An 18,720-nucleotide genomic window follows, 5' to 3' on the forward strand; every position below is an offset into this window, starting at 1 on the left:
CGCATCCTGGTCAAATTTTCTTGGCATATTCCAGATTTTCCCATCTACTCAGACGGAACAAAACCTGGGACACTTCAATACGCAGTCGTCAGGCCTGCCGTATGGCGCAACATATGTCCCGCCATATGCCTCAACATATGCTTTAGCATATGTTTAATTACATATAGTTCTACCTGCATTTATATAGTCCTACCGAGAAATAAGAATCACTCCGCGAGAGGGATACGAGCGTTCTCCACTACGCGCATAAAGTAGAAAAGCAGGTCCCTGAGGGCGCTTTTAGGATTGGAGGAGATTTCTTCGAAAACGGGAAAACTTCCCGCGCGGTTGGTTTTATTTTGAATAATGGCGCTATGGACATGGACAAGGTACAGAAGATAAAAATCGGAGTTTTGCTCGCCTTGGCGGTTGCCTCTTTAGTACTCCTCGTTTTGTGGCTGACTGATGTAATAGGGCTCGGCTTAGCGGTTGTTCTCGTTATTGTTCTGACTGCTGCTTCTGTGGGAGTGCGTGTGCGGGCAGAAAACGCAGGGCGCAAGCCGGAGTAAGCGAGATACCGCAGTGGTAGTAGATGCGCCCCCTTTTTTCTTCTACAACTACCACAAGACGCGGGGCATGGGCGCGGCTCCTTCACCGGTACCGCCTACCCGCACCGGCCCGCGTGACATATCTCGCCATATGGCGGGACGTATGTTTAGGCATATGTTATAGCGTATGTTCCGCCATAGGGCCTAACCCTGACGTGTCCACTGTCCGGGGGTTAGGCCCGCGTTCACAACGTCGCGGGAAGTACGCGCCCGAACCATCGATAGGCTCGAGACGAATGCTAGTAGAGCACGGCAGTCATCGGGGAGTTGTTAATTATGGCTGTCTTGGCTTCTAACTCAGCATGTGAAGGGGAAACCTCGATAGGGGAGCTCTTACATCTAATTTTCGTATCATGGAAAATACGATAACTAAATCCAACCGTAACCGTCCCACCATCCCTCACTAACGCTTTGTTTCTTCCCCAGTGACAATTGCTTACGATCCCATCGCACTCAACACGCGGGAACGTAAAAATCTTGTGGAACCACCAGCTCACCCAAGTTGGTTTGAAAACCGTGCGGATTTCGCGGCAGTCCACAAAGTTCTCTACGTTTTTATCGTCTTTCAACTCTAGGTACCCTTTCTCAACAGGAATGGTCGAAGCACTCACATCAGCTACACTGACCAAAGCAGCATAGCTAACCCCCGATGTGTCCACTGTCCGGGGTCAGGCCCGTGGTTGTTGTGGGGTGTTTTGGTGGCAACCAAATCTATTGATTTGGGCGGCAGCCCAACGAGCCGCAAGGCGAGGCGGGAGCAAGAACCGCACCCCGTAGTGAACGGTTTGTTGGTTGATCGACTGAGGATATAGATCTACAGGGATATAGTTATAAGCCACCTGGGAAAATAGATAAACCCGCAGGTGAACCCCTGTGGATAACTAGCTCTGTATGCGTAAATCTGCGCACGCGTGAGGGTAAATATGCGCAGCCCGACCAGCAAGAGGGAAAGCACCCCGAGGGGTGCTGCCTTTGTTTGTCTTGTTTGGGGTTAGTCGTTGAGAACGATCGAGACTGGAGGGCCGTAGAGCGATGCTTGACGTAGGTCGATCGTGGAGTAAAACTCGTATTCCTTGTTCAGCGTGGCGTCTGCGAGGTTGCCTCTTACTGCGGCGTCCTGCTCCCCGCTATAGCGTGCCAAGATGAACCCGGTTGCGCATGCCCAGGCTTCGGCGCGAGTCCTGAAGCATGGAGTGGTGAAGTACTCCTCATTGGTGGTGGGGTTGAAAATAACTGCTGTCGTCACAGTGATCCTTTCTCTCGGTGTGACTCTTTTAGTGTATGAGCGCTGTGTGCATACCCCGGTGGGCTGAGGAGCATAGGTGACTACGAAAAGGGACTGCTCTCTTTTGCGCGTGCGCGCCCTAACGTTTTGAGCGCGCTCTGTTGCTCATACTGGTCAGACAATGCGCCGGCGCATTGCCTGACACAAGCGACCTGCTATCTGGTCACCGGTGTTCATACTCTCTGACCATGGCCTATGGTCGCTGGCGCGCCTAGTTTCATGGTACAAAGCCCTAGGCGACTGTCCTCAGGGCTACAAGCCTTGCAGCGCGCCTCGGCTGCCTATGCATGAGAACGAAACTCCTGGAGCGTCCAGGAAAGACGCACTCCGGAGCGTTCCTCGCCGAGACAGACCCGTACAGTGTCATTAGTTCGCCGGTGGTTTGCCCCAGTCAGGGCGCTTGGTTAGGTGCCACGACCCGCACGAGGGCATTCGTAGATCCGCAGCGGCCCTGCCCGTCGCGACCGTTTCAGTGCTACATGCACGGCGTCATCATAGTGCTCGTGTTCGCGTTTACCAGTTTCGGAGCACAGTACGCGTTCGACTGGCGGCTTCTTCGACCTCCTCCGATGGTGCTTCATCACACAATGATTCTAAACTTCAGGTGTAACTGGCTCCTGTAGGTGACTGATGATGGTGGCAGCAACTACGAGCGCTGCGGCACCGAAGACTCCACCGGCGACCGCGACGGCTGTGTGGAAGCCTGTGAGGAACGCTCCACTGGCGACCATTCCGCCGAGGACTGCGACGCCGACGACGCTGCCGGTCTGGCGGGCGGCATTGATGACTCCTCCTGCGATGCCGACATGTTCCGGCGGGGCCGAGTCCACCGCGGCCGAGGTCGCGGCCGGCATCGCGAAGGCCATCCCGAATCCAGCCGTGAAGGTCAACACCGCGACCACCACGTAAGGGGTTTCTGCGGTGAGCAGCACGAGGCTGCTGAAGCCGATCGTGCCGACTACCAGGCCGGTGAGCATGGTGGGGAACGCGCCCCACCGGGCGACGGCACGGCCGCCCAGCGGTGACGCGACCACGGCGCTGCACGCCTGTGGTGCCAGCGCGAGGCCTGCCAGCCACGGCTCGTATCCCAGGTACTGCTGGAAGAAGAGGGAGAGCACGAAGAGTTGTCCGAAGAAGCTGATGTTGAGCGCGAGCCCTACCATTGCGGCCACGGAGAACCGGGCACGAGTGAACAAGGCCATCGGCAGCATCGGGTCCGGGTGTCGTCGCTCTGCGATGATGAACAGGGCGAGGAAGACGCCCCCGGCGATCAGCACGGCTACCTGCCAGGGTGACCATCCGTGTTCGCCTGCGGTGATGACTGCATAGGTTACTGCCACCAGCGTGAGCATGGAGAGCACCTGTCCGGGTAGGTCCACCCGTCTCGCGCGACTGCCCGTGAGCGCGGGAATTGCCCACAAGGTGAGCAGACAGCCGATAGCGACGATGGGGAGGTTGACCCAGAACACCGCCCGCCACCCGATCGTCGACACCAGCGCTCCGCCCAGGACCGGTCCGATCGCGGCGGCAACACCTCCTGCGCCGCCCCACAGCCCGATGGCGCGTGCTCGTTCCTTCGGATCGTCGTACACAGCCGACAGCAATGCCAGAGAGCCCGGCACGATTGCTGCCGCGCCCACGCCCTGGACGGCGCGACCAGCGACGAGGAACCCGCCTGTGGGAGCCAGGGCGCACACGGCCGAGAGCACAGCAAAGACCACCAGGCCAGCGAGGTAGACCCTGCGGGCCCCGAGACGGTCGCATGCGGCCCCAGCTGTGAGAAGGAACGCGGCGAACACGAGGGTGTAAGCGTCGACGACCCACTGCAGTGAGCCCACCGTCGTGTCGAGGTCAGTGCCGATCTCGGCGAGGGCGACATTGACGATGGTCGTATCGAGCATGACGATGAAGAAACCGAGGAGGGTCGCGACCAGCGCCGTGCGCCGATGCGCGGTCATACGCGAGACTCCAGCGAAGCCTCGGCGGGCGGGTGGCCGAAGTAGGTGCGCTTGCTCAGGTCTTGATCCCAGGTCCGGTAGGACCGGTCCAGCAGTGTCGGCAGCACCAGATCGAACAGGCGCCAGGACGCGGCGAAGTGCATGTCCCGGATCTCCCTGGCCGTCTCTCCCCCGGTGAGCGCGAGGAGTTGCTGGGCGACGAGGGGGCCCTCGTCGAGCCAACCCAGGTTGCGGTCAACGCGTTCCCAGTAGAAGTCCTCATCGTAGTGCCCGCGTAGCCGTTGGCGGTCCCCGTTCATCGCGATCGCTCCCTTCGTCTCCTGATGCAATGAATCTGGTGAGTTCAGACTATGCCTGCGATTGTTCGGTCGTCACCGAACAGTTCCGGGTGCATACTGGAGGCATGGTTGCGCGCGTGTTTCCTGAAGCGGTCCCGGATATCTCGACAGTCGCGTCGGCTCTGGCTGACTCGTCGCGGGCGGCCATGTGTGCTGCGCTCATGGACGGGCGGGCCTGGACGGTTGGTGAACTGGGCAGGTACGCGGGCCTGGCCCGGTCGACGGCGAGCGAGCATGTTGACGTGCTCGTCACCCACGGTCTCGTCCACGACATTCGGCAGGGCCGGCACCGCTACATTCGCCTGGCCGGGGAAGACATCGCACGAGTGGTCGAGAGTCTTGGCGTGGTCGCCCGCTCGCCCCTGCCCACTCCTCACAGCCTCAGCGCGTCACGGGCGAATGCGAACCTACGTGAAGGCCGCACCTGTTATCAGCACCTCGCCGGTAAGCTCGGGGTGCGCCTGGCTGAACAACTAGAAGAGCACGAGTTCATCGACTCGCACTGTCAGGTCACTAATCAAGGTCATCGCTTGTTCATACAGTGGGGTGTGCCCCCGAAGATGCTCGACACGGGCAGGTCGTGCATGGACTCCACCGAACGCCGCTTCCACCTCGCCGGCCCTCTCGGCACGGGAATCTGCAAGACTCTGCTGGATAAGGAATGGCTTTCCCGCAGGGGTCGTACTCGGGCCGTGCGTCTCACTCCCGCCGGGCGGGCAGCGCTCAACGACGCGGGGATCTCCCTCAATTGCCCGACAGCCGTCCCTGAGGGCTGAAGTCGTTCTTTGGCACCGACGTGACCTTTCGGACGATCGAAAGCCGGTCGGAACAGCACCAGAGAGAGCATAAAAGAAGCGTAGCGGTTAACCGCTACGCTGTGTGTGGGAGTCTTTTAGCTTTTTTACAGTGCATGTGTTCGAGTTAGTGGTTCGTTTCTTTCCTCGGGTGGCTGCGACGGTATTCCTCGACCAAATGAGCAATACCTGGCACAGCCTGGGATAGCATCCAGGTCATAAGCGCTATAAGGATGCCTATGGTGATAAGGGTTAGCACCAACCATCCCAGTGTCGGGCCGATGCCGTTAGCCTCCTGGACGTGGCTCCACAGAGCACCCATGCCTTCAGGTATGCCGAGCATACTTAGCAGCCCTTTCCCCAAGGCGCCGACAGCAACGAGTGCAATAGTAACGAAGAGAACACTGGCTGCAATCCACGAGGCAGACATGCAGGCCTTAATGAAGTGAGTGTTTGATTTTGCCATGTCCTCGTTATACTGCTTGCGCTCTGCGCGTATCTCCTCCAGCAGCTTTTCGTTGGATTCCTTCTCCTGGAGCAAGGCGCTGCGGGCCTTCTTAGAGGCTTCTGCTGCCTTGTGCAGGCTTTCTGACTCTTTCGACATTGCCTCAGAGACCGCTACTGCTACCAGTGGCTCCAGGTCAGTAGTCAGGCTGGCCGTCATCTGGTTGTTGAGGCTCTGGGCTACTGCTTGGCTGGAAGCCCGGTCGAGCTGGATGGGGCTTTGTGCTGCCCTGATTACCTCCCGTTGCAGCTTTACGAGCTGCGACATCTGCTGATTTAGCTCGAGTAGAGTTCCCTTGACCCCGTCCATGCCGCTGGGCAGTGCCTCGATATTCCTTATCAGGCCGGTGATCATCTGTTGCACTCCCATCATCGTTACCTGGAAGTGACTGCTGCTCACGTAGTTCTTGTTCTCGGCGAGCTTGCCCCTTACGCTTCCTAATTCGGTCTCCACTTTCGCTAATCGCGTTGAGAAGTCGCTGGGCAGACTGTTGATAATCTCCCCCGCGTTCTCCGGCAGACTCTTCAGTTTCTCCTGCGTCGCCTTGATAGCCCTCTCCGCCTTGTCCAGGCGCGGGCTGACGATCTTCAAGACGCTTTCCGCCTTGCCCTTGGCTGCTGCCTGGGCCATCTGTTTCATCTCGGTCACTGAGACCATAATTAAATCCCTCCTGGGAGTAGTAGTTATCCTCTTCCTCCTCGTCATCGAGAAGGCTGGAGCCGTATTTCGCCTCCAGGTCATCGTCAATTGCATCAGCTTGGAGTTCCACCTCCTGTCGCGCAACGAGAGCTGCCTGAGCTTCGTTAACGCGCTCGGTCACACCCTCTAGCGAATAGCTGCGGCCTAATTTCGAGCCGGCCTTAGCTGCTTTACGCTTTCGGGTACGCCCGGCCTTAGTGGTGTTCGTAAAATAGGCCTCCTCTCCGTCGTCATCGACCAGGGCCACGGTTAACGACTCGCCCTCGGTCTTTGAGTTAGGCTGCCCTTTCAGGGACAGGTTGTAGTCGCCAGCAACCTCTAGCGCCTTGACCAGCGGGTCCTCAGCATCGGCTACTCGTTCATCAGCACACAGCGCGTCTATGCGCTTGCGAGCGAAATCAGCCCAGGTGATTGCTGTTAATTCATCCACGCCCAGGCCCGTCGAGTCGGTGGACTGGCCCTCTTTGCGTGCCCTGCGCTCGGCAGGAAGTAGCGATATTTCCGGCTTTATCGGCTTGCTTCCATTGCCTCCCTGCCGGCCTCCCGGCTTGCCCAGGACACGCATCCCCAACTCGCGCATCAACTCATCGTTGACGTTGCGCAACTTAAACCAGTTACGCATGTCCCTCGGCGCAGCCTTCTTTGTCTGCGGGTCGTGATTGGCAAAGACGATGTGGTTGTGGACGCAGCCGCTTTTACTGTCGGTGTGCGTGGCAACGGTAAACGGAACTCCCGTGCCTTTAGTCAGCCGCATCGCCAGCTCTGAACCGGCTGCATTAGCCCGAGCTACATCAGCCGGGTCATCCTTATCCAGCTCGTCTTTCGCCCACGACTGGATATAAATAATTGCTTGGTCAGTGCGCTGAGCCGGAGCATAACGCTCCATCTCGTCCACACTGGCCTCCATGAAGTCCACTCCAGACCAGCGGCCAGATGTCGCCGACGGCGAGAACGATTCAGCATTAGGTTGAACCGTGCATAAAGCATCAGCTCGCACCCGACCCTTGCGGGCATTGTCTGCCGTTCCGTAGACGGCATACACCGTCGCCGCGCGGAGGTTCTGACTGTAGCTAATCTTGATTGTGGACAAAGTCTTTCACCTCCTGGCGGAGAGAATCGACTTTATCAGCGATGCCTTCTACCAACTCGGACACCGATTCAGTCCCGTCGATATTGGCGCGCCGAGCCAGCTGGTTCAGATTGATGCCAATCCGACGCAGCTGCTCGTTCATCTCGTCCCACCGGCGCAGCGTCTCCGGGGCCAAACGCTTCTGCGTTAGCACGCTCTCCTCCTCTGCGAGGACATAGAGAGCTTCCCGGAACACGACTGCTTTTTGCACACCTGCGAACCGTGCGACCTCCTCGACAAATTTGTCCAAATCCTTGTCGAGGCGCACGGTTGTCCGCGAATATGTCGAGAACTTGTCTCGCATATCCACCTCCTACATTCCATACTTACTGTGGCAGGGTGGCCCCGACTGCTGACGCAGCCAGGGCCACAGTCTGTTAGTGAGGGTCACGCTTCTCCGGTGTCGGCCCCCTGAATCTGCTGCGCATCTTCAGGCGTACTCGCCACCGTCAAAGACGGCCCTCCCTAACAGGCGGCCAGCAAGCCACTCGGGCACCTCCGGTGCCTCGTGGCGCTGGCGAGGGAGATTCTCTCCCTCGACCCTCTGGCCCTACGCTCACTGACCGTAGTAGTCAGTTTGCTCCGGGCCTGCGGGGGATTCCTCCAGCTCTGGGGAGCCTTCGGAATCTGCCTCAGAGGCTTCGTCAGCCTCTTCGTATTCCCCGCCGTGGGAGTCCTCAGAACCCTCCGACTCCTCCGACTCTGTAGAGTCATCGGAGCCTTCATCGGCTTCTTCGTCCTCCGACTCCTCCGGCTCGGTAGAGCCTTCGGAATCGACTTCGGAGCCTTTATCAGCTCCTTCGTCCTCCCCGCGATGAGCGCCCTCGTCCTCCTCGGACGCTTCGCGGGAGGGGGCCACCTGTGCGCCGCATTCCACGAGCAGTTCCCAGACAGAACGGTCGAGAAATGCGGCCCATTTGCTCGACGGTTCATAAACGCAGGCGGCGAGAACTTTGCCTAACCTACGCTCAATTTCCTCGAACTCCGCAGCCAATTCGGCTTCCTCTCGCTTCTGCTTCTCCAGGCGAGCTTCAAACTTTTTTATCGCAGAAGCGGTCTGAGACTTCGTAATCATAGTTCTGGTTCCCATCCTTTATCTGTGTCGTTTTCTTCTGGTTCATTCTGGAAAAGAGGGGCAAATCGCGGGTCTTTAACCGTGACGTTACGGGGCTTGCGCTCGGGCTGGCCCGGGGGATTGCCGTTGGGCTTGCCCTGCATTTTCCTGTCGCGTTCGTCAAGCTCTCGTGACAGCTGGTCTATTTCGGCATCGACCTTTTTCCTCTCCTCCCTAAGCTGCTCCAGGGACACGCCCTCTGCGGGAGCGTGTTGGGCAAGATCCTCGAGAATCTCCTGGACGCGATTAGAACGACGAATGATGTCGGCGCAGTCTAGGCCGACTAAACCTGCGATAAGACCTTTTGCAGATTCCTCGGCTTCGTAGCGTTCCTTCGACCCGCCGCGAGGTGTCCGGGGTGGCTGCGGTGATTGTGGCTCCATGGCCAACTCCTTTCTTTAGGTTGCGGTATTTCGGTGCCATCGGGCACTTGGGTTAAGCGCCCGATGGTTCAAGGCTTCCCCGGGGTACTGTGTTTCCTGCGTTGTTAACGTCTCTGTGACGATAAAAGTGCCTAGGGGAGGGCTGCGAGAGAGCTGCATGCAAACCGCCTACTTACACTCAGACCAGTTGTCGCCAGGGCCAGCTGAATCCGAGAGCACAGGGACAGAGACCCCACCAGAGGAAGGCAGCTCGACAGCCTTAAAGGCGGCTACCACACACTCCTTAATCCCCTCAGCACGCTCGCGTGGCACCGAGAGAATAATCTCGTCATGGACGAAAATGCGTACCATCTCCAGGACTTCCCTCGGGAGATTGAGAACGCCCTCCAGGAATACGTCTCGGGCCGTGCCTTGACCGTATGCAGCCGGTGCTTGGGTATAAGCCCTATCTCGTGCGACAGCTACACGGCGACCGAAGCCGGTGGAAACCCAGCCACGAGTCTCGGCGCTTTTACGCAGAGACTCTTTGAAGGACTCCAGCTCCGGGAACTCACGATGCAGGCGATCAAGCTGAGACCGAGCCTCAACAACAGAGATGCCAGCATGGTCGGCAAACGACTTTGGCCCCATGCCGTAGTTTGCCGCATGGCCGAGAGCTTTAGCCTCAGACCTGCGGGACTTATCGCCAAATACACGGACAGCCATCTCTGTATGTGCGTCACGACCAAGCGCGAATAGCTCTGAGTAGCGCTCGTCACCGCTGCCAGCAGCCATGCACCTAGCATCAATCTGGCTCAAATCCACGCTGATAAGAACCTCGTCAGCACTATCCGAGAGGATCATCTCGCGTTGACGGATAAGCCTTTTATCACGAGAACCGAAAACCGTCATACCTGGATCTTTGGTGCTCAAGCGTCCAGTGTTCTGACTGGACTTAATAGACGGGTACACACGGTCACCGTGCAGATACTTTTTAATCGTCGCAGCAGGCGTCGAGGCTTGCAGCAGTGTTTGCATCCTGGTCGCCAGCTCGACTACCTCGGGGGTGCCTGCATGTTGCTTAGCAAGCTCCTGCATCGCCTTACCGCTAATCGAGATTCCACCTTTCTTTGTACGCGGCACTTCGGCACCGAATCGGCCAAAGTAGTCTGCAATAGCCTGCTTGCCATCTACCGAAGCCCATGGCGACGTACCTTCGTCGGGCATACCGACAGTGTCTACTAGCCACTGTCGGATATTGCTTTTCGTCTGTTCTTCCTCCGCGAAAAAAGCCTCGACCTTACCGGTGTCTACACGGATACCTTTCGCTTCCACGACGGATAGAGCGTACGTCTTTTCGTGCTCACGCTGGAGATATTCCTCGCTCACTGCGTCGATGGTCTCAGGCAGAAGCTTGCTGTATACGGCAGTGTTCGCCCGCACGTCCTGGAGCGCGTACTTGACATAGTCAGGGTGATCGGTGGGTATCTTGTCGAAGCCACCAAACTGCTCCGCCTGCGCGTCAAGTACTGTTTTCCCATCTTTGAGCAACTTTCCACCAACGCTGTAACGCGACGCGACAGCATTGAGGTCGTACTTTAAGTTCTTAGCACCACCTGCAGCCAGCCGCGCCATGACGAGAGTGTCATGCACACGGTTAGACTTCACCAGAGCCTCAACATCGAGACCATAAAGACGCTGTAGCGCAGCCAGGTCGTATTGGACGATGTTGTGGCCTACGACCACGCCTGCACGCTCGATTAGAGGTAGCAGCTCACCTGCAATATCGGTTGTAGCTACAGGTTCTGCACCATTGATGGAGTAAGTAGCCAGCCGGACAAAGCCAGGGTCATCCGTCACGTGCAGGTCATCGGCACTGCCGGTCTCCAAGTCGAATACCAGCGTGTCAACACTATCTGTATCCGAAGGCTCAGGTGTTGCAGGCGTAGAAGGCTCTGGCGGCACACTGTTATCGGGACCAGCACCAGGGCCGGGGCCACCACCCCAGTCATCCTCGCACACCACATGAAAAAGCTTCGTGTGGTGCTTTACACCAGCGCTTTCAAGACAGTATCCACCAATCCACGCGCCTTGCAGACGGGAGTAGACACGCCCGAGGCGGCGTGCTGAGACCTCGTCCAAAGAAACCAGACCCTCAGGCAGAGGGACATAGTCGCGGGAGTCAGCGATCTTGCATTCTGCGTCGAAGGCGCGAAAATCGTCGCCCTCCATTGCTTCATAGAGCCACGCTAGGTGCTCAGCGTTTTCCTGCTCAGAAGCGTTATACCGTGCTCGGATCTCCTCCAAGTCTGTCGTGAGATCGGCATACCCGACGTGCTCCAAGGTGCCACCGACCACGTGATACCAGCCCTCGAAAGAGCCGAACGGGCCGGCCACATTAGGCGATGGCCTGCCAGCCACAGCCCATGCACGGATTAGTGTCAGTGCCGCTGCCAGCAGTTCACGCCGGTGAGCACGCACATATCGGCGCAGGTGAGGATGCCGGAAACCGCTGCGAGATTCAGGCCTGGAGCACTTCGGGTCGAGAAGAATAGGAACGACACGGCGGGCCAGGTCGCCGTCAACAGCGATATTATTTCCGGCTGCGTACACGCACAGGTTGTTTTGTACCGAAATCATGCGCGACTCACCAAGGATGCGGTCGGTATAAGACTCGGCTGTCAGCAGGGCAGATAGAGCTTTACTATCCACACCGACGCTACATTCGTCGAGGAAAAGTGTTGCAGCACCAGCAAAAAGCTTCGACGCAATTACCTTCCGCATCTCTGTCTCAGTACCAGGCAAGTCCTGCACCGCAGCAGTCTCGCCTGTTGCGATCAGATGGAAAACATCTGTGAGCAGACCTTTTCCAGAGGATCGGCGCACGGCAGAAATCACGTGCATGGGTGCTGTAGTAAGCATCGGGCGCGCCAAGGGAGTTAGCAGAGCACCGAGAGCACGGGTGCGATCAGCAGGAGTTACCCACGGAAAATCGTAGAGAACATTCTCAAGCAGCACCTTTGCATTCTCCACGTCCTGATCACTTGGTTTATCTGGCACAGAGATACCGGTAAGGGAATCGTCGAGGTCTACATAGACACCCGTGCCCTTGTGGTAACCCGAGCGCGTGATAATTTCGCCAGTCTCTGTAACCAGCGGCGACCGCGTCACGCTGTGCAGCGGCGGCAGACTATCGGTATAGAAAGGAGTGAAAATCACGTCGATATCTTTGTCCATCGGTGCCACGACAGTGGTGGAATCGTCAGTTTCACGCACCAAATCGAAAGCAGCAGCAGCCAGACGCCGCCCCGTTGCACGGTCTACCGGCACCAGGACAGCCTGGCCATCACGCCGAGAAATCATTACAGGACGAGAATCCTGGCGAAACAGTGTCACACCTGCATGTTTACTCTCAATTGCCTCCCAAGCTCGATCCCATAGCGTTTCAGGCGGCAAGTCGGTATGAAGCTTCGGACGCGAGTCGTTGCGAGTCTCGTCAGTGTTGCTGCGCTGCTTCTTGCTAGCACGCTTCGGCATCTTGCTGGCAGGCTTAGCCTGCGCCTGGCGAATCCACAGCTCAAGCATCTCCGAGCGCTCGCCATCGTCCACAGTGGCAAGGACATCATCTAACCCTTGCGACCCGTGGCCTGGCATACGCACGAAACGGACAGGGGATGCACCCCACGCCTTACAGTGTTCACCAAGGCCTTGCGCACCGTCGTAGACAGCACGGTTAGAGCCAGCATCAGCATCAGGGATGATGTAGACAGACTGCCCTTTAAGACGGGCAAAAGCAGGGTTAGGCCCGTCCTCGCCACCCATCCATGTCTGAATACCAGGGATGCAGTACACAGCAGTCGTGTCATCAGTCCAGGTCATCGCAGCAAGAGCCTGCTTCGTACCCTCGACCACCAGCACGCGACGTGTGGCACTCGTAATCGGTCGCCGCTCGATAAACGACGGCGAGATATTCGACCCTTCTTTCTTCGGGCAGATGTATTTACGGGGTCGCCCCTCCTCGTCCACCAAAGAACCAGGTTGTGGCTTTACTTGCCACGTCACACCGCGCCCGGCCTCAACCATTGGATAGACCAAAGCCGGAAGGGTGTCGTTTCTATCTGCAATCCAGCGCAACGGCTCAGGCAGCTCGTCACGGGTGGAGGCAGTATAGACACCAGTTGCAGCGATTGTTTCATCGCTAATAGCAGAGGCATGAAGCTCAGCTAGATGGTCTGAATTAAGGTCAATGTCTGGACTTATGACAGTCGAGGCAGTAGAATCAGAGTTGTTCAGATTATGAGAGGCGCTCTCCGGGGCGCTTTTCTTATGTGTCACGCCGCTGCACCCCCAGACAGAACAGTTGTAAGGCGGCAACGTTGCTCCTCACTTAAAGCAGGCGCAACAGCTACAATGGCATCGACGAAATCCTCGACAGTCGCCGGGCGGTGACATGCCGCTAAGTAAGCATCGAGATCGGCGCGGCTTACTCGGTACGTGCCGCCGATAAGATGTGCTCCCAGCTCGCCACGCTTAATCCTGTCGCGCAGAACGTCAGCGCTGCCGAGACCCATGTCGGTGAGGTCAGCGAGGGTATAAAACGAAAGACGGGGGTTGACCGCAGGAGCGGTAACAGAGGAAGACAAAGCGTACTCCAGACAGCATTAATCGCTATCCGGAGAGGGGTGCGTTCCCGGCTTATATCTGGGCGGTCTGAGAGCACCGTGCGCAGCTTCGCTTTACGGGAGCGCTAACTCCCTACCCAACCTCTGTCCCCAGCCTGGCTTGCCGTTCCAGGACTTACGCGGATGTATCTTTTATCGTCGGAGAAACGGCATGCTCGTGCCGTCGGGGCTACCCATTTTAAGCATTGTTCTCGGGGTTATCCCTGCCGACTCCCTCGCATAACGGAAAATCGACACTGATGACAAGTATAGGGAGCAACCCGCCAGCCGTCAAGAAAAAAGAGCACTTTTTCGGCACAGGTCGCCGCCGTTAGGTACGGGACATGTAGGGGTTGGCGCGGCCTAGGTACCGTCCGAGATTGCTCCGGTGCTATCAGTCTTACTGCGTGCTTTTTGGTGGGGGTTATGGGGCTTATGGGGCTTGGATTTCGGCCCTCTATGCAAAACATGAAAAAATGGAAGCTTAGGTACACAAAACCTTTTAAATTTTCCTATTTTCTAGCGCAGGGTTAAAAGTAGGCCCCCTAACCCCCACCTGCTGCTGTACCGTGCTGCTGTGCTGCCGTGCTGCTGTGTATGGAAATGCTATATAGTACCCACAACCCACATTCATTTAAGTCGGAGCTCCTACGCACCCTCGTCACCGCGCTTGCAGCTACCCATAGTCCGGACGAGCTGAACCTCGTACTGGTGGATTTCAAAGGCGGCGCTACTTTCTTAGGATGTGACCACCTGCCGCATACCTCTGCAGTGATTACTAACTTGGAAGAGGAATCTACGCTGGTAGAGCGCATGTACGATGCCATCTCCGGCGAGATGAACCGCCGCCAAGAGTTGTTGCGCACCGCCGGAAACTTCGCCAACGTCAGCGAGTACAACGCTTCCGCCGCTGCAGTACGCGAGCACGGGCCACTGCCCGCCTTGGTCATTGTTGTTGACGAGTTCTCGGAGCTTTTGGGCCAGCACCCTGATTTTGCGGAACTTTTCGTTGCCGTTGGCCGCTTGGGGCGCAGTCTCCACGTGCACCTGCTTTTAGCCTCTCAAAGACTTGAAGAAGGCCGGTTGCGGGGGCTGGATTCCCACCTGTCCTACCGAATCGGGCTAAAAACCTTCTCTTCGGCGGAATCCCGTCAAGTATTGGGCGTGGCCGATGCCTACCATTTGCCCGGCCAACCCGGCGCGGGCTACCTCAAGTCTGATGCCGAGGCGTTGATTCGTTTCCAAGCCTCCTATGTTTCTGGGCCCGTGCCGCGCCGGGCGATAGCTGAAGCTCATGGGGACGGACCCGCCGTAGCCCGCGGCCGCGTGCAGTTCTTTCGAGGTTGGGCAGAGGAGGAAGAAAGCACTAGCCCTGTGGTTGTTCTCGATGACACCACCACTGTGCTTAGCGAGGTCGTGCGTGCCGCGGCAGAAGAAGCCCGATTGCGTGATCAATCGGCGCACCGTATCTGGCTGCCGCCGCTACCACCGGTCATTGAGCTATCTGCATTACCCGGACTGTCTAGCGGAGCGGACGTGGGCGCCTCGTCGTTTGTTGCAGGTAACGGGACGCTGCTGGCTCCCGTCGGCATTATCGATAGGCCGTATTATCAACGTCAAGATGAACTGATAATTGATTTCCACCAGCACGGCGGGCACATGGCCCTATGCGGCGGCCCGCAGTCAGGAAAATCAAGTGCGCTGCGCACCATCGTCTCGGCTCTGGCGCTACGGCATAGCCCCAAGGCGGCACGCTTCTACGTCATCGATTTGGGTGGCGGTCAGCTAGCGTCTTTGGAGAGACTTCCCCACGTTGCCGGAGTTGCTGGACGAGATGAAGGGGAAAAGGTGCGGCGAATCGTGGACGAAGTAGCCGGCTTTATTCGCCGCCCGGAACAGTGCGCAACCTTCCTCGTTATCGATGGCTGGCACCACATTGGCACCTCCAATGCAGAGTTTGAAGACATAGCGGAGAAAGTTACAGAGATCGTCGCCGATGGCGCCTCTGCCCACGTACATGTCATCATTGCCACCTCGCGGTGGACCACGATGCGCCCCGCCATTCGCGATCTCATAGCCAACCGACTTGAGCTGCGTCTTGGTGAGTCCTTGGATTCGCTAATTGACCGCAAGTTGCAGCAGAAGCTACCCAGCGCGCCGGGCCGCGGGCTTACCTTGGCCGGAGAGAATATGCTTTTGGCTCGCACATCAAACCAGGACATCGCCCACATTTGCCGCGTTCATGCCGCAGCCGATCCAGTTCCGCAACTCAAGATGCTGCCCGCGGTACTCACCCCGTCTGCCCTTGCTACTCAAGGGAACGTTCCCGACGGCGAGATCGCCTGGGGTATCGGCGGACGGGATCTCGATCCGCTGACGTGGAATCCATCGCGCGAGCCGCATCTAGTGGCCATAGGAGCGCAGGGTTGCGGCAAGTCCACCTTCTTGGCGCAGATAATGCGCGGCATCTGCGCCTTCGCGCGGGAAGACGCTCGCCTTGTGGTCATCGACCAGCGGCGGGCTCACTTAGGAACCTTGAACCAAGACATGGTTGCCGCTTATGCCGCAACGCAGACAAGTGCACAAGAGACCATTCTCGATACTGTCCGGACACTGGAATCCCGCCTGCCGGGCCCGGATATTACCCCAGCGCAGCTCGCCGCACGAGACTGGTGGGAGGGCCCAGATATCTACTTAGTCATCGACGATGCGGACCTGCTGAGCGATATTGCCCTTTCACCGCTCCTGGAGCTACTCCCGCACGCCCGCGACATTGGCTTGCATCTCATCGTCGCTCGCAAGTCTGGTGGCATTGGCCGCGCCCTTTTCGGCCAATTCTTCTCTGCAGTGCGCGATCTTCAACCAGCGTTGCTGCTTTTCGACGCCGACCGGGACGAAGGCACCATCTTTGGCCTTAAACCCAGCCAACAACCACCCGGTCGCGGTCAGTGGAGCATCCGCGGTGAAAACCTTGGCGTCGCCCAAGTGGTGTACCCAGAAGGAGAGAAGTAAATGACCACCAACCTCAGCGCGAATTCGCACACCGACGCCCCAATCACTGACGGTGGGGAGACTAACGCCGTACCAATTACCGTCACGATCCTGGACGCGGTCACCATTTTTGAAGGGCCTGATTCGGTATACCGCTACGACCTGCCGGGTACCGGCATCGTGGAAGGTTGGGCTTTGGGCCAGGTCATGGATCAGATTTCAAAGTTGGCCGGACCGTCCTGGCCCGACGTGGAAGCTTGCGTGGTGGCAGACTCGTCCGGCACGGACATTGCGCAGGAAGCCACCACCATCGTCAGCCGGCAATTGGAAGTCACCGGGGTGCGGCTCATTGACCCAGAACCAGCTATCTCCTCGTTAGCTACGTCAACCTCATTTGGAACTCCTACTCATCCGGCTACGGAGATTGCGGAACCAGCTTCTCCCACCAGAGTGATGGAAGCGCCAGCCTATGATGAGCCAGTAACACCAAGCTGGTCCGACCGGCTGCGCGGTTGGCTCGGGGCTATTGATATCTTCCACCTCGCAATTGCAGTGGTCATTATTGCCGTTGCCGGAGCTTCCTGGTGGGCTATCGGCGCACGAGATTCAGCAGACAGTGATGCCGCCTCAGGTGATTCCCGCCCACAACCACGCGCTGCAGAGCCGAGCCGCGATACCGCGGTGGAATCCGTACCCAACTCGCCAGAGTCTGGTGCCACGGGTGCTGCAGAACCGGGTGGTGATGAATTACATCCGGGAGAAAAGCGCTTAGATATTGAGGGAATGTCTGTGGTCGTTCCCACCGGGTTTCATACCAAGGTAGAAGATGGGTTGGTTACCGCCACCGGGGAGGATCCGAACCTGCGTATCCTATTGGCGGCGGATGAAATGTTTAACGTTCCGGCGGATGCACTTTTTAAAGAAATCCGCGCGCAGGTCGACGAAGACCCGGCGCTACGCGATGCTACCGATAAGGCCGGGCGCCTGAGCTATACCGAAGACCCAGGGGACGGCTCTTTGGTGGAGTGGACTACCTGGGAAGACCGTGGGCATCAGATGTCTGTGGGGTGCCATACCCGCCACAATTCCAATGCTGTCCAAAAGGCAGCCTGCCGCATGGCTACGGAAAGCCTGGTCAAAAAATAGTCTTAAAAACTTTGTCCCAGACGGGAACCGTTTGGCAGAAAGTTCAGTCCAATAAAGGTGAGAAAGCACAGATGCTTTTTCGGGGGAATATACACAATCTCATCCGCCCTAAGGAGGGGCGCACTCTTATGTCTCAGACTTTCAAGACACAAGCCGATGTCATGGTTGCCACCGCCGGCAAAGTCGATAACACCAATGATGAAGTCCAAGGCGAGCTCACCCGCCTGCAGGGAGTCGTCGACTCTGTGCGCGGAAGCTGGGTAGGCCAAGCCCAGGTCTCATTCGATGACCTGATGCAGCGCTACAACACCTCTGCACAACAGCTGCGCGAGGCATTGGCCTCTATCTCTGACAATATCCGCAGCAACGCCCACAACTTCGACAACGTGGAAGCAGAAAACGCCCAGGCATTCTCCAATGTTGGTGGCGGCCTCGCCCTCTAAACCGCACTGCACAGTTCTCTAGTCCACTGACCAAAACCTATAGATTCACAGAAGGGAATCCACCACCACATGTCCGAGATCAAGTACGAATTCGGTGCCATTTCTTCCGCCGCAGCTGATATCAACGCCACCTCAGGTCGCATCAACAGCACCTTGGCAGACCTGAAGGCGCGGCTGCAGCCGATGGTGAGCACTTGGGAGGGCGAGTCCGCAGTGGCTTATAACCAGGCACAGGCCAAGTGGGACAAGGCATCTCAGGAACTCAATACCGTGCTCGCGACCATCTCCAAGACCGTCTCTCAGGGCAATGATGCAATGAGTGACGTTAATCGTCGCGCCGCCGCAAGCTGGGGTTAGATCCGCGCCTCGCCTGCACTGTTTCAGGCTGTCTTGGCCGAGCTTGCGGTGCCACTGACCACACCCGAGTGGCAGGAGGCGGACGCAGCCGCAGTCTTGGCAAAAGATTGCAGCGTGAGCACTTTTTGACCAATACCTCTTTTCCTCTCTTCCACCTTTTCAAGTCGTACCTTTCTAGTCCACACCCACGAGCCGGTACCTTCCGTTTGAGCCGCGGAAGGTACCGGTTTCGGCGTTTTGGTTTTCGAGCAGGTGAGCAAGTAGGGTAGGAGACCTATGTGTTCGCTCGTCGGTTAGCAGCTGGCGAAGCGCTCCCTGCAGGTCTCCACCGGCCGCTGTACGGGAGTGGAT

15 protein-coding genes and 1 pseudogene are annotated in these 18,720 nt (G+C 57.7%); 6 read left to right on the forward strand and 10 right to left on the reverse strand.

Annotated elements, in window-relative coordinates; all coding sequences use genetic code 11:
* Positions 1–359: 359 nt before the first annotated feature.
* Positions 360–548 (forward strand): hypothetical protein, encoded by a 189-nt coding sequence (locus tag QP990_RS01390; protein WP_034661183.1) that lies wholly within the window; start codon positions 360–362, stop codon positions 546–548.
* Between the two features lie 1,030 nt (positions 549–1,578).
* On the opposite strand, the gene QP990_RS01395 is transcribed toward QP990_RS01390, so the two are convergent.
* The 3 genes from QP990_RS01395 to QP990_RS01405 form a co-directional block, all read right to left on the reverse strand.
* Positions 1,579–1,833 (reverse strand): hypothetical protein, encoded by a 255-nt coding sequence (locus QP990_RS01395; protein ID WP_239275682.1) that lies wholly within the window; start codon positions 1,831–1,833, stop codon positions 1,579–1,581.
* Between the two features lie 632 nt (positions 1,834–2,465).
* The gene (locus QP990_RS01400; RefSeq protein ID WP_284798095.1) at positions 2,466–3,830 is read right to left on the reverse strand and encodes an MFS transporter; all 1,365 of its coding nucleotides are present in this window, start codon (positions 3,828–3,830) and stop codon (positions 2,466–2,468) included.
* Positions 3,827–4,129 carry a hypothetical protein gene (locus QP990_RS01405; RefSeq protein WP_197712571.1) on the reverse strand — a complete coding sequence of 101 codons (303 nt, stop codon included), beginning with the start codon at positions 4,127–4,129 and terminating at the stop codon, positions 3,827–3,829. Before QP990_RS01405 ends, QP990_RS01400 begins: the two co-directional genes overlap by 4 nt.
* Before the next feature lie 29 nt (positions 4,130–4,158).
* Here QP990_RS01405 and QP990_RS01410 point away from each other — a divergent pair, with 29 nt between their 5' ends.
* The gene (locus tag QP990_RS01410; protein ID WP_200895294.1) at positions 4,159–4,944 is read left to right on the forward strand and encodes a helix-turn-helix transcriptional regulator; all 786 of its coding nucleotides are present in this window, start codon (positions 4,159–4,161) and stop codon (positions 4,942–4,944) included.
* A gap of 145 nt (positions 4,945–5,089) precedes the next feature.
* On the opposite strand, the gene QP990_RS01415 is transcribed toward QP990_RS01410, so the two are convergent.
* The 7 genes from QP990_RS01415 to QP990_RS12310 form a co-directional block, all read right to left on the reverse strand.
* Complete coding sequence (locus QP990_RS01415) at positions 5,090–5,626, reverse strand: hypothetical protein (RefSeq protein ID WP_236881326.1); 537 nt, start codon at positions 5,624–5,626, stop codon at positions 5,090–5,092.
* Complete coding sequence (locus QP990_RS01420; RefSeq protein ID WP_396127269.1) at positions 5,604–7,208, reverse strand: relaxase/mobilization nuclease domain-containing protein; 1,605 nt, start codon at positions 7,206–7,208, stop codon at positions 5,604–5,606. Before QP990_RS01420 ends, QP990_RS01415 begins: the two co-directional genes overlap by 23 nt.
* Before the next feature lie 28 nt (positions 7,209–7,236).
* The gene (gene mobC / locus QP990_RS01425) at positions 7,237–7,449 is read right to left on the reverse strand and encodes a plasmid mobilization relaxosome protein MobC (RefSeq protein ID WP_284798100.1); all 213 of its coding nucleotides are present in this window, start codon (positions 7,447–7,449) and stop codon (positions 7,237–7,239) included.
* A 402-nt stretch (positions 7,450–7,851) separates the two neighbouring features.
* On the reverse strand, positions 7,852–8,370 hold the full coding sequence (locus QP990_RS01430) for a hypothetical protein (protein ID WP_052723096.1): 519 nt from the start codon (positions 8,368–8,370) through the stop codon (positions 7,852–7,854).
* Entirely contained in the window at positions 8,367–8,792 is a 426-nt protein-coding gene (locus QP990_RS01435) for a hypothetical protein (protein WP_046203532.1), read from the reverse strand. The genes QP990_RS01430 and QP990_RS01435 overlap by 4 nt, the downstream gene beginning before the upstream one ends.
* A 168-nt stretch (positions 8,793–8,960) precedes the next feature.
* Positions 8,961–13,106, reverse strand: coding sequence for a DNA polymerase (locus QP990_RS01440; protein WP_284798107.1), 4,146 nt, complete (start codon positions 13,104–13,106; stop codon positions 8,961–8,963).
* Positions 13,103–13,342 (reverse strand): helix-turn-helix domain-containing protein, encoded by a 240-nt coding sequence (locus QP990_RS12310; protein ID WP_396127270.1) that lies wholly within the window; start codon positions 13,340–13,342, stop codon positions 13,103–13,105. Before QP990_RS12310 ends, QP990_RS01440 begins: the two co-directional genes overlap by 4 nt.
* 720 nt (positions 13,343–14,062) lie before the next feature.
* Between QP990_RS12310 and eccCb the strand changes: the two are divergent.
* The 4 genes and pseudogenes from eccCb to QP990_RS01460 all read left to right on the forward strand — a co-directional run.
* Positions 14,063–16,444, forward strand: a pseudogene (gene eccCb, locus QP990_RS01445) (type VII secretion protein EccCb); the annotation flags it as partial.
* Positions 16,445–17,569: a type VII secretion-associated protein gene (locus tag QP990_RS01450; RefSeq protein WP_023020601.1), complete on the forward strand. Its 1,125-nt coding sequence runs from the start codon at positions 16,445–16,447 to the stop codon at positions 17,567–17,569.
* Between the two features lie 128 nt (positions 17,570–17,697).
* Entirely contained in the window at positions 17,698–18,012 is a 315-nt protein-coding gene (locus tag QP990_RS01455) for a WXG100 family type VII secretion target (protein ID WP_023020602.1), read from the forward strand.
* Positions 18,013–18,081: 69 nt separating this feature from the next.
* On the forward strand, positions 18,082–18,369 hold the full coding sequence (locus QP990_RS01460) for a WXG100 family type VII secretion target (RefSeq protein ID WP_005322746.1): 288 nt from the start codon (positions 18,082–18,084) through the stop codon (positions 18,367–18,369).
* The last annotated feature ends 351 nt before the right edge of the window (positions 18,370–18,720 follow it).

Origin of the sequence: Corynebacterium sp. MSK071, from assembly GCF_030232125.1 — a bacterium.
In the GTDB taxonomy this organism is placed as follows: domain Bacteria; phylum Actinomycetota; class Actinomycetes; order Mycobacteriales; family Mycobacteriaceae; genus Corynebacterium; species Corynebacterium kefirresidentii.

Coding starts and splice junctions, on each gene's coding strand:
- QP990_RS01390 (WP_034661183.1), top strand. CDS start 360: ATGGACAAGGTACAGAAGATAAAAATCGGAGTTTTGCTCGCCTTGGCG.
- QP990_RS01400 (WP_284798095.1), bottom strand. CDS start 3,830: ATGACCGCGCATCGGCGCACGGCGCTGGTCGCGACCCTCCTCGGTTTC.
- QP990_RS01405 (WP_197712571.1), bottom strand. CDS start 4,129: ATGAACGGGGACCGCCAACGGCTACGCGGGCACTACGATGAGGACTTC.
- QP990_RS01410 (WP_200895294.1), top strand. CDS start 4,159: ATGAATCTGGTGAGTTCAGACTATGCCTGCGATTGTTCGGTCGTCACC.
- QP990_RS01415 (WP_236881326.1), bottom strand. CDS start 5,626: ATGACGGCCAGCCTGACTACTGACCTGGAGCCACTGGTAGCAGTAGCG.
- QP990_RS01430 (WP_052723096.1), bottom strand. CDS start 8,370: ATGATTACGAAGTCTCAGACCGCTTCTGCGATAAAAAAGTTTGAAGCT.
- QP990_RS01435 (WP_046203532.1), bottom strand. CDS start 8,792: ATGGAGCCACAATCACCGCAGCCACCCCGGACACCTCGCGGCGGGTCG.
- QP990_RS12310 (WP_396127270.1), bottom strand. CDS start 13,342: ATGGGTCTCGGCAGCGCTGACGTTCTGCGCGACAGGATTAAGCGTGGC.
- QP990_RS01450 (WP_023020601.1), top strand. CDS start 16,445: ATGACCACCAACCTCAGCGCGAATTCGCACACCGACGCCCCAATCACT.
- QP990_RS01455 (WP_023020602.1), top strand. CDS start 17,698: ATGTCTCAGACTTTCAAGACACAAGCCGATGTCATGGTTGCCACCGCC.
- QP990_RS01460 (WP_005322746.1), top strand. CDS start 18,082: ATGTCCGAGATCAAGTACGAATTCGGTGCCATTTCTTCCGCCGCAGCT.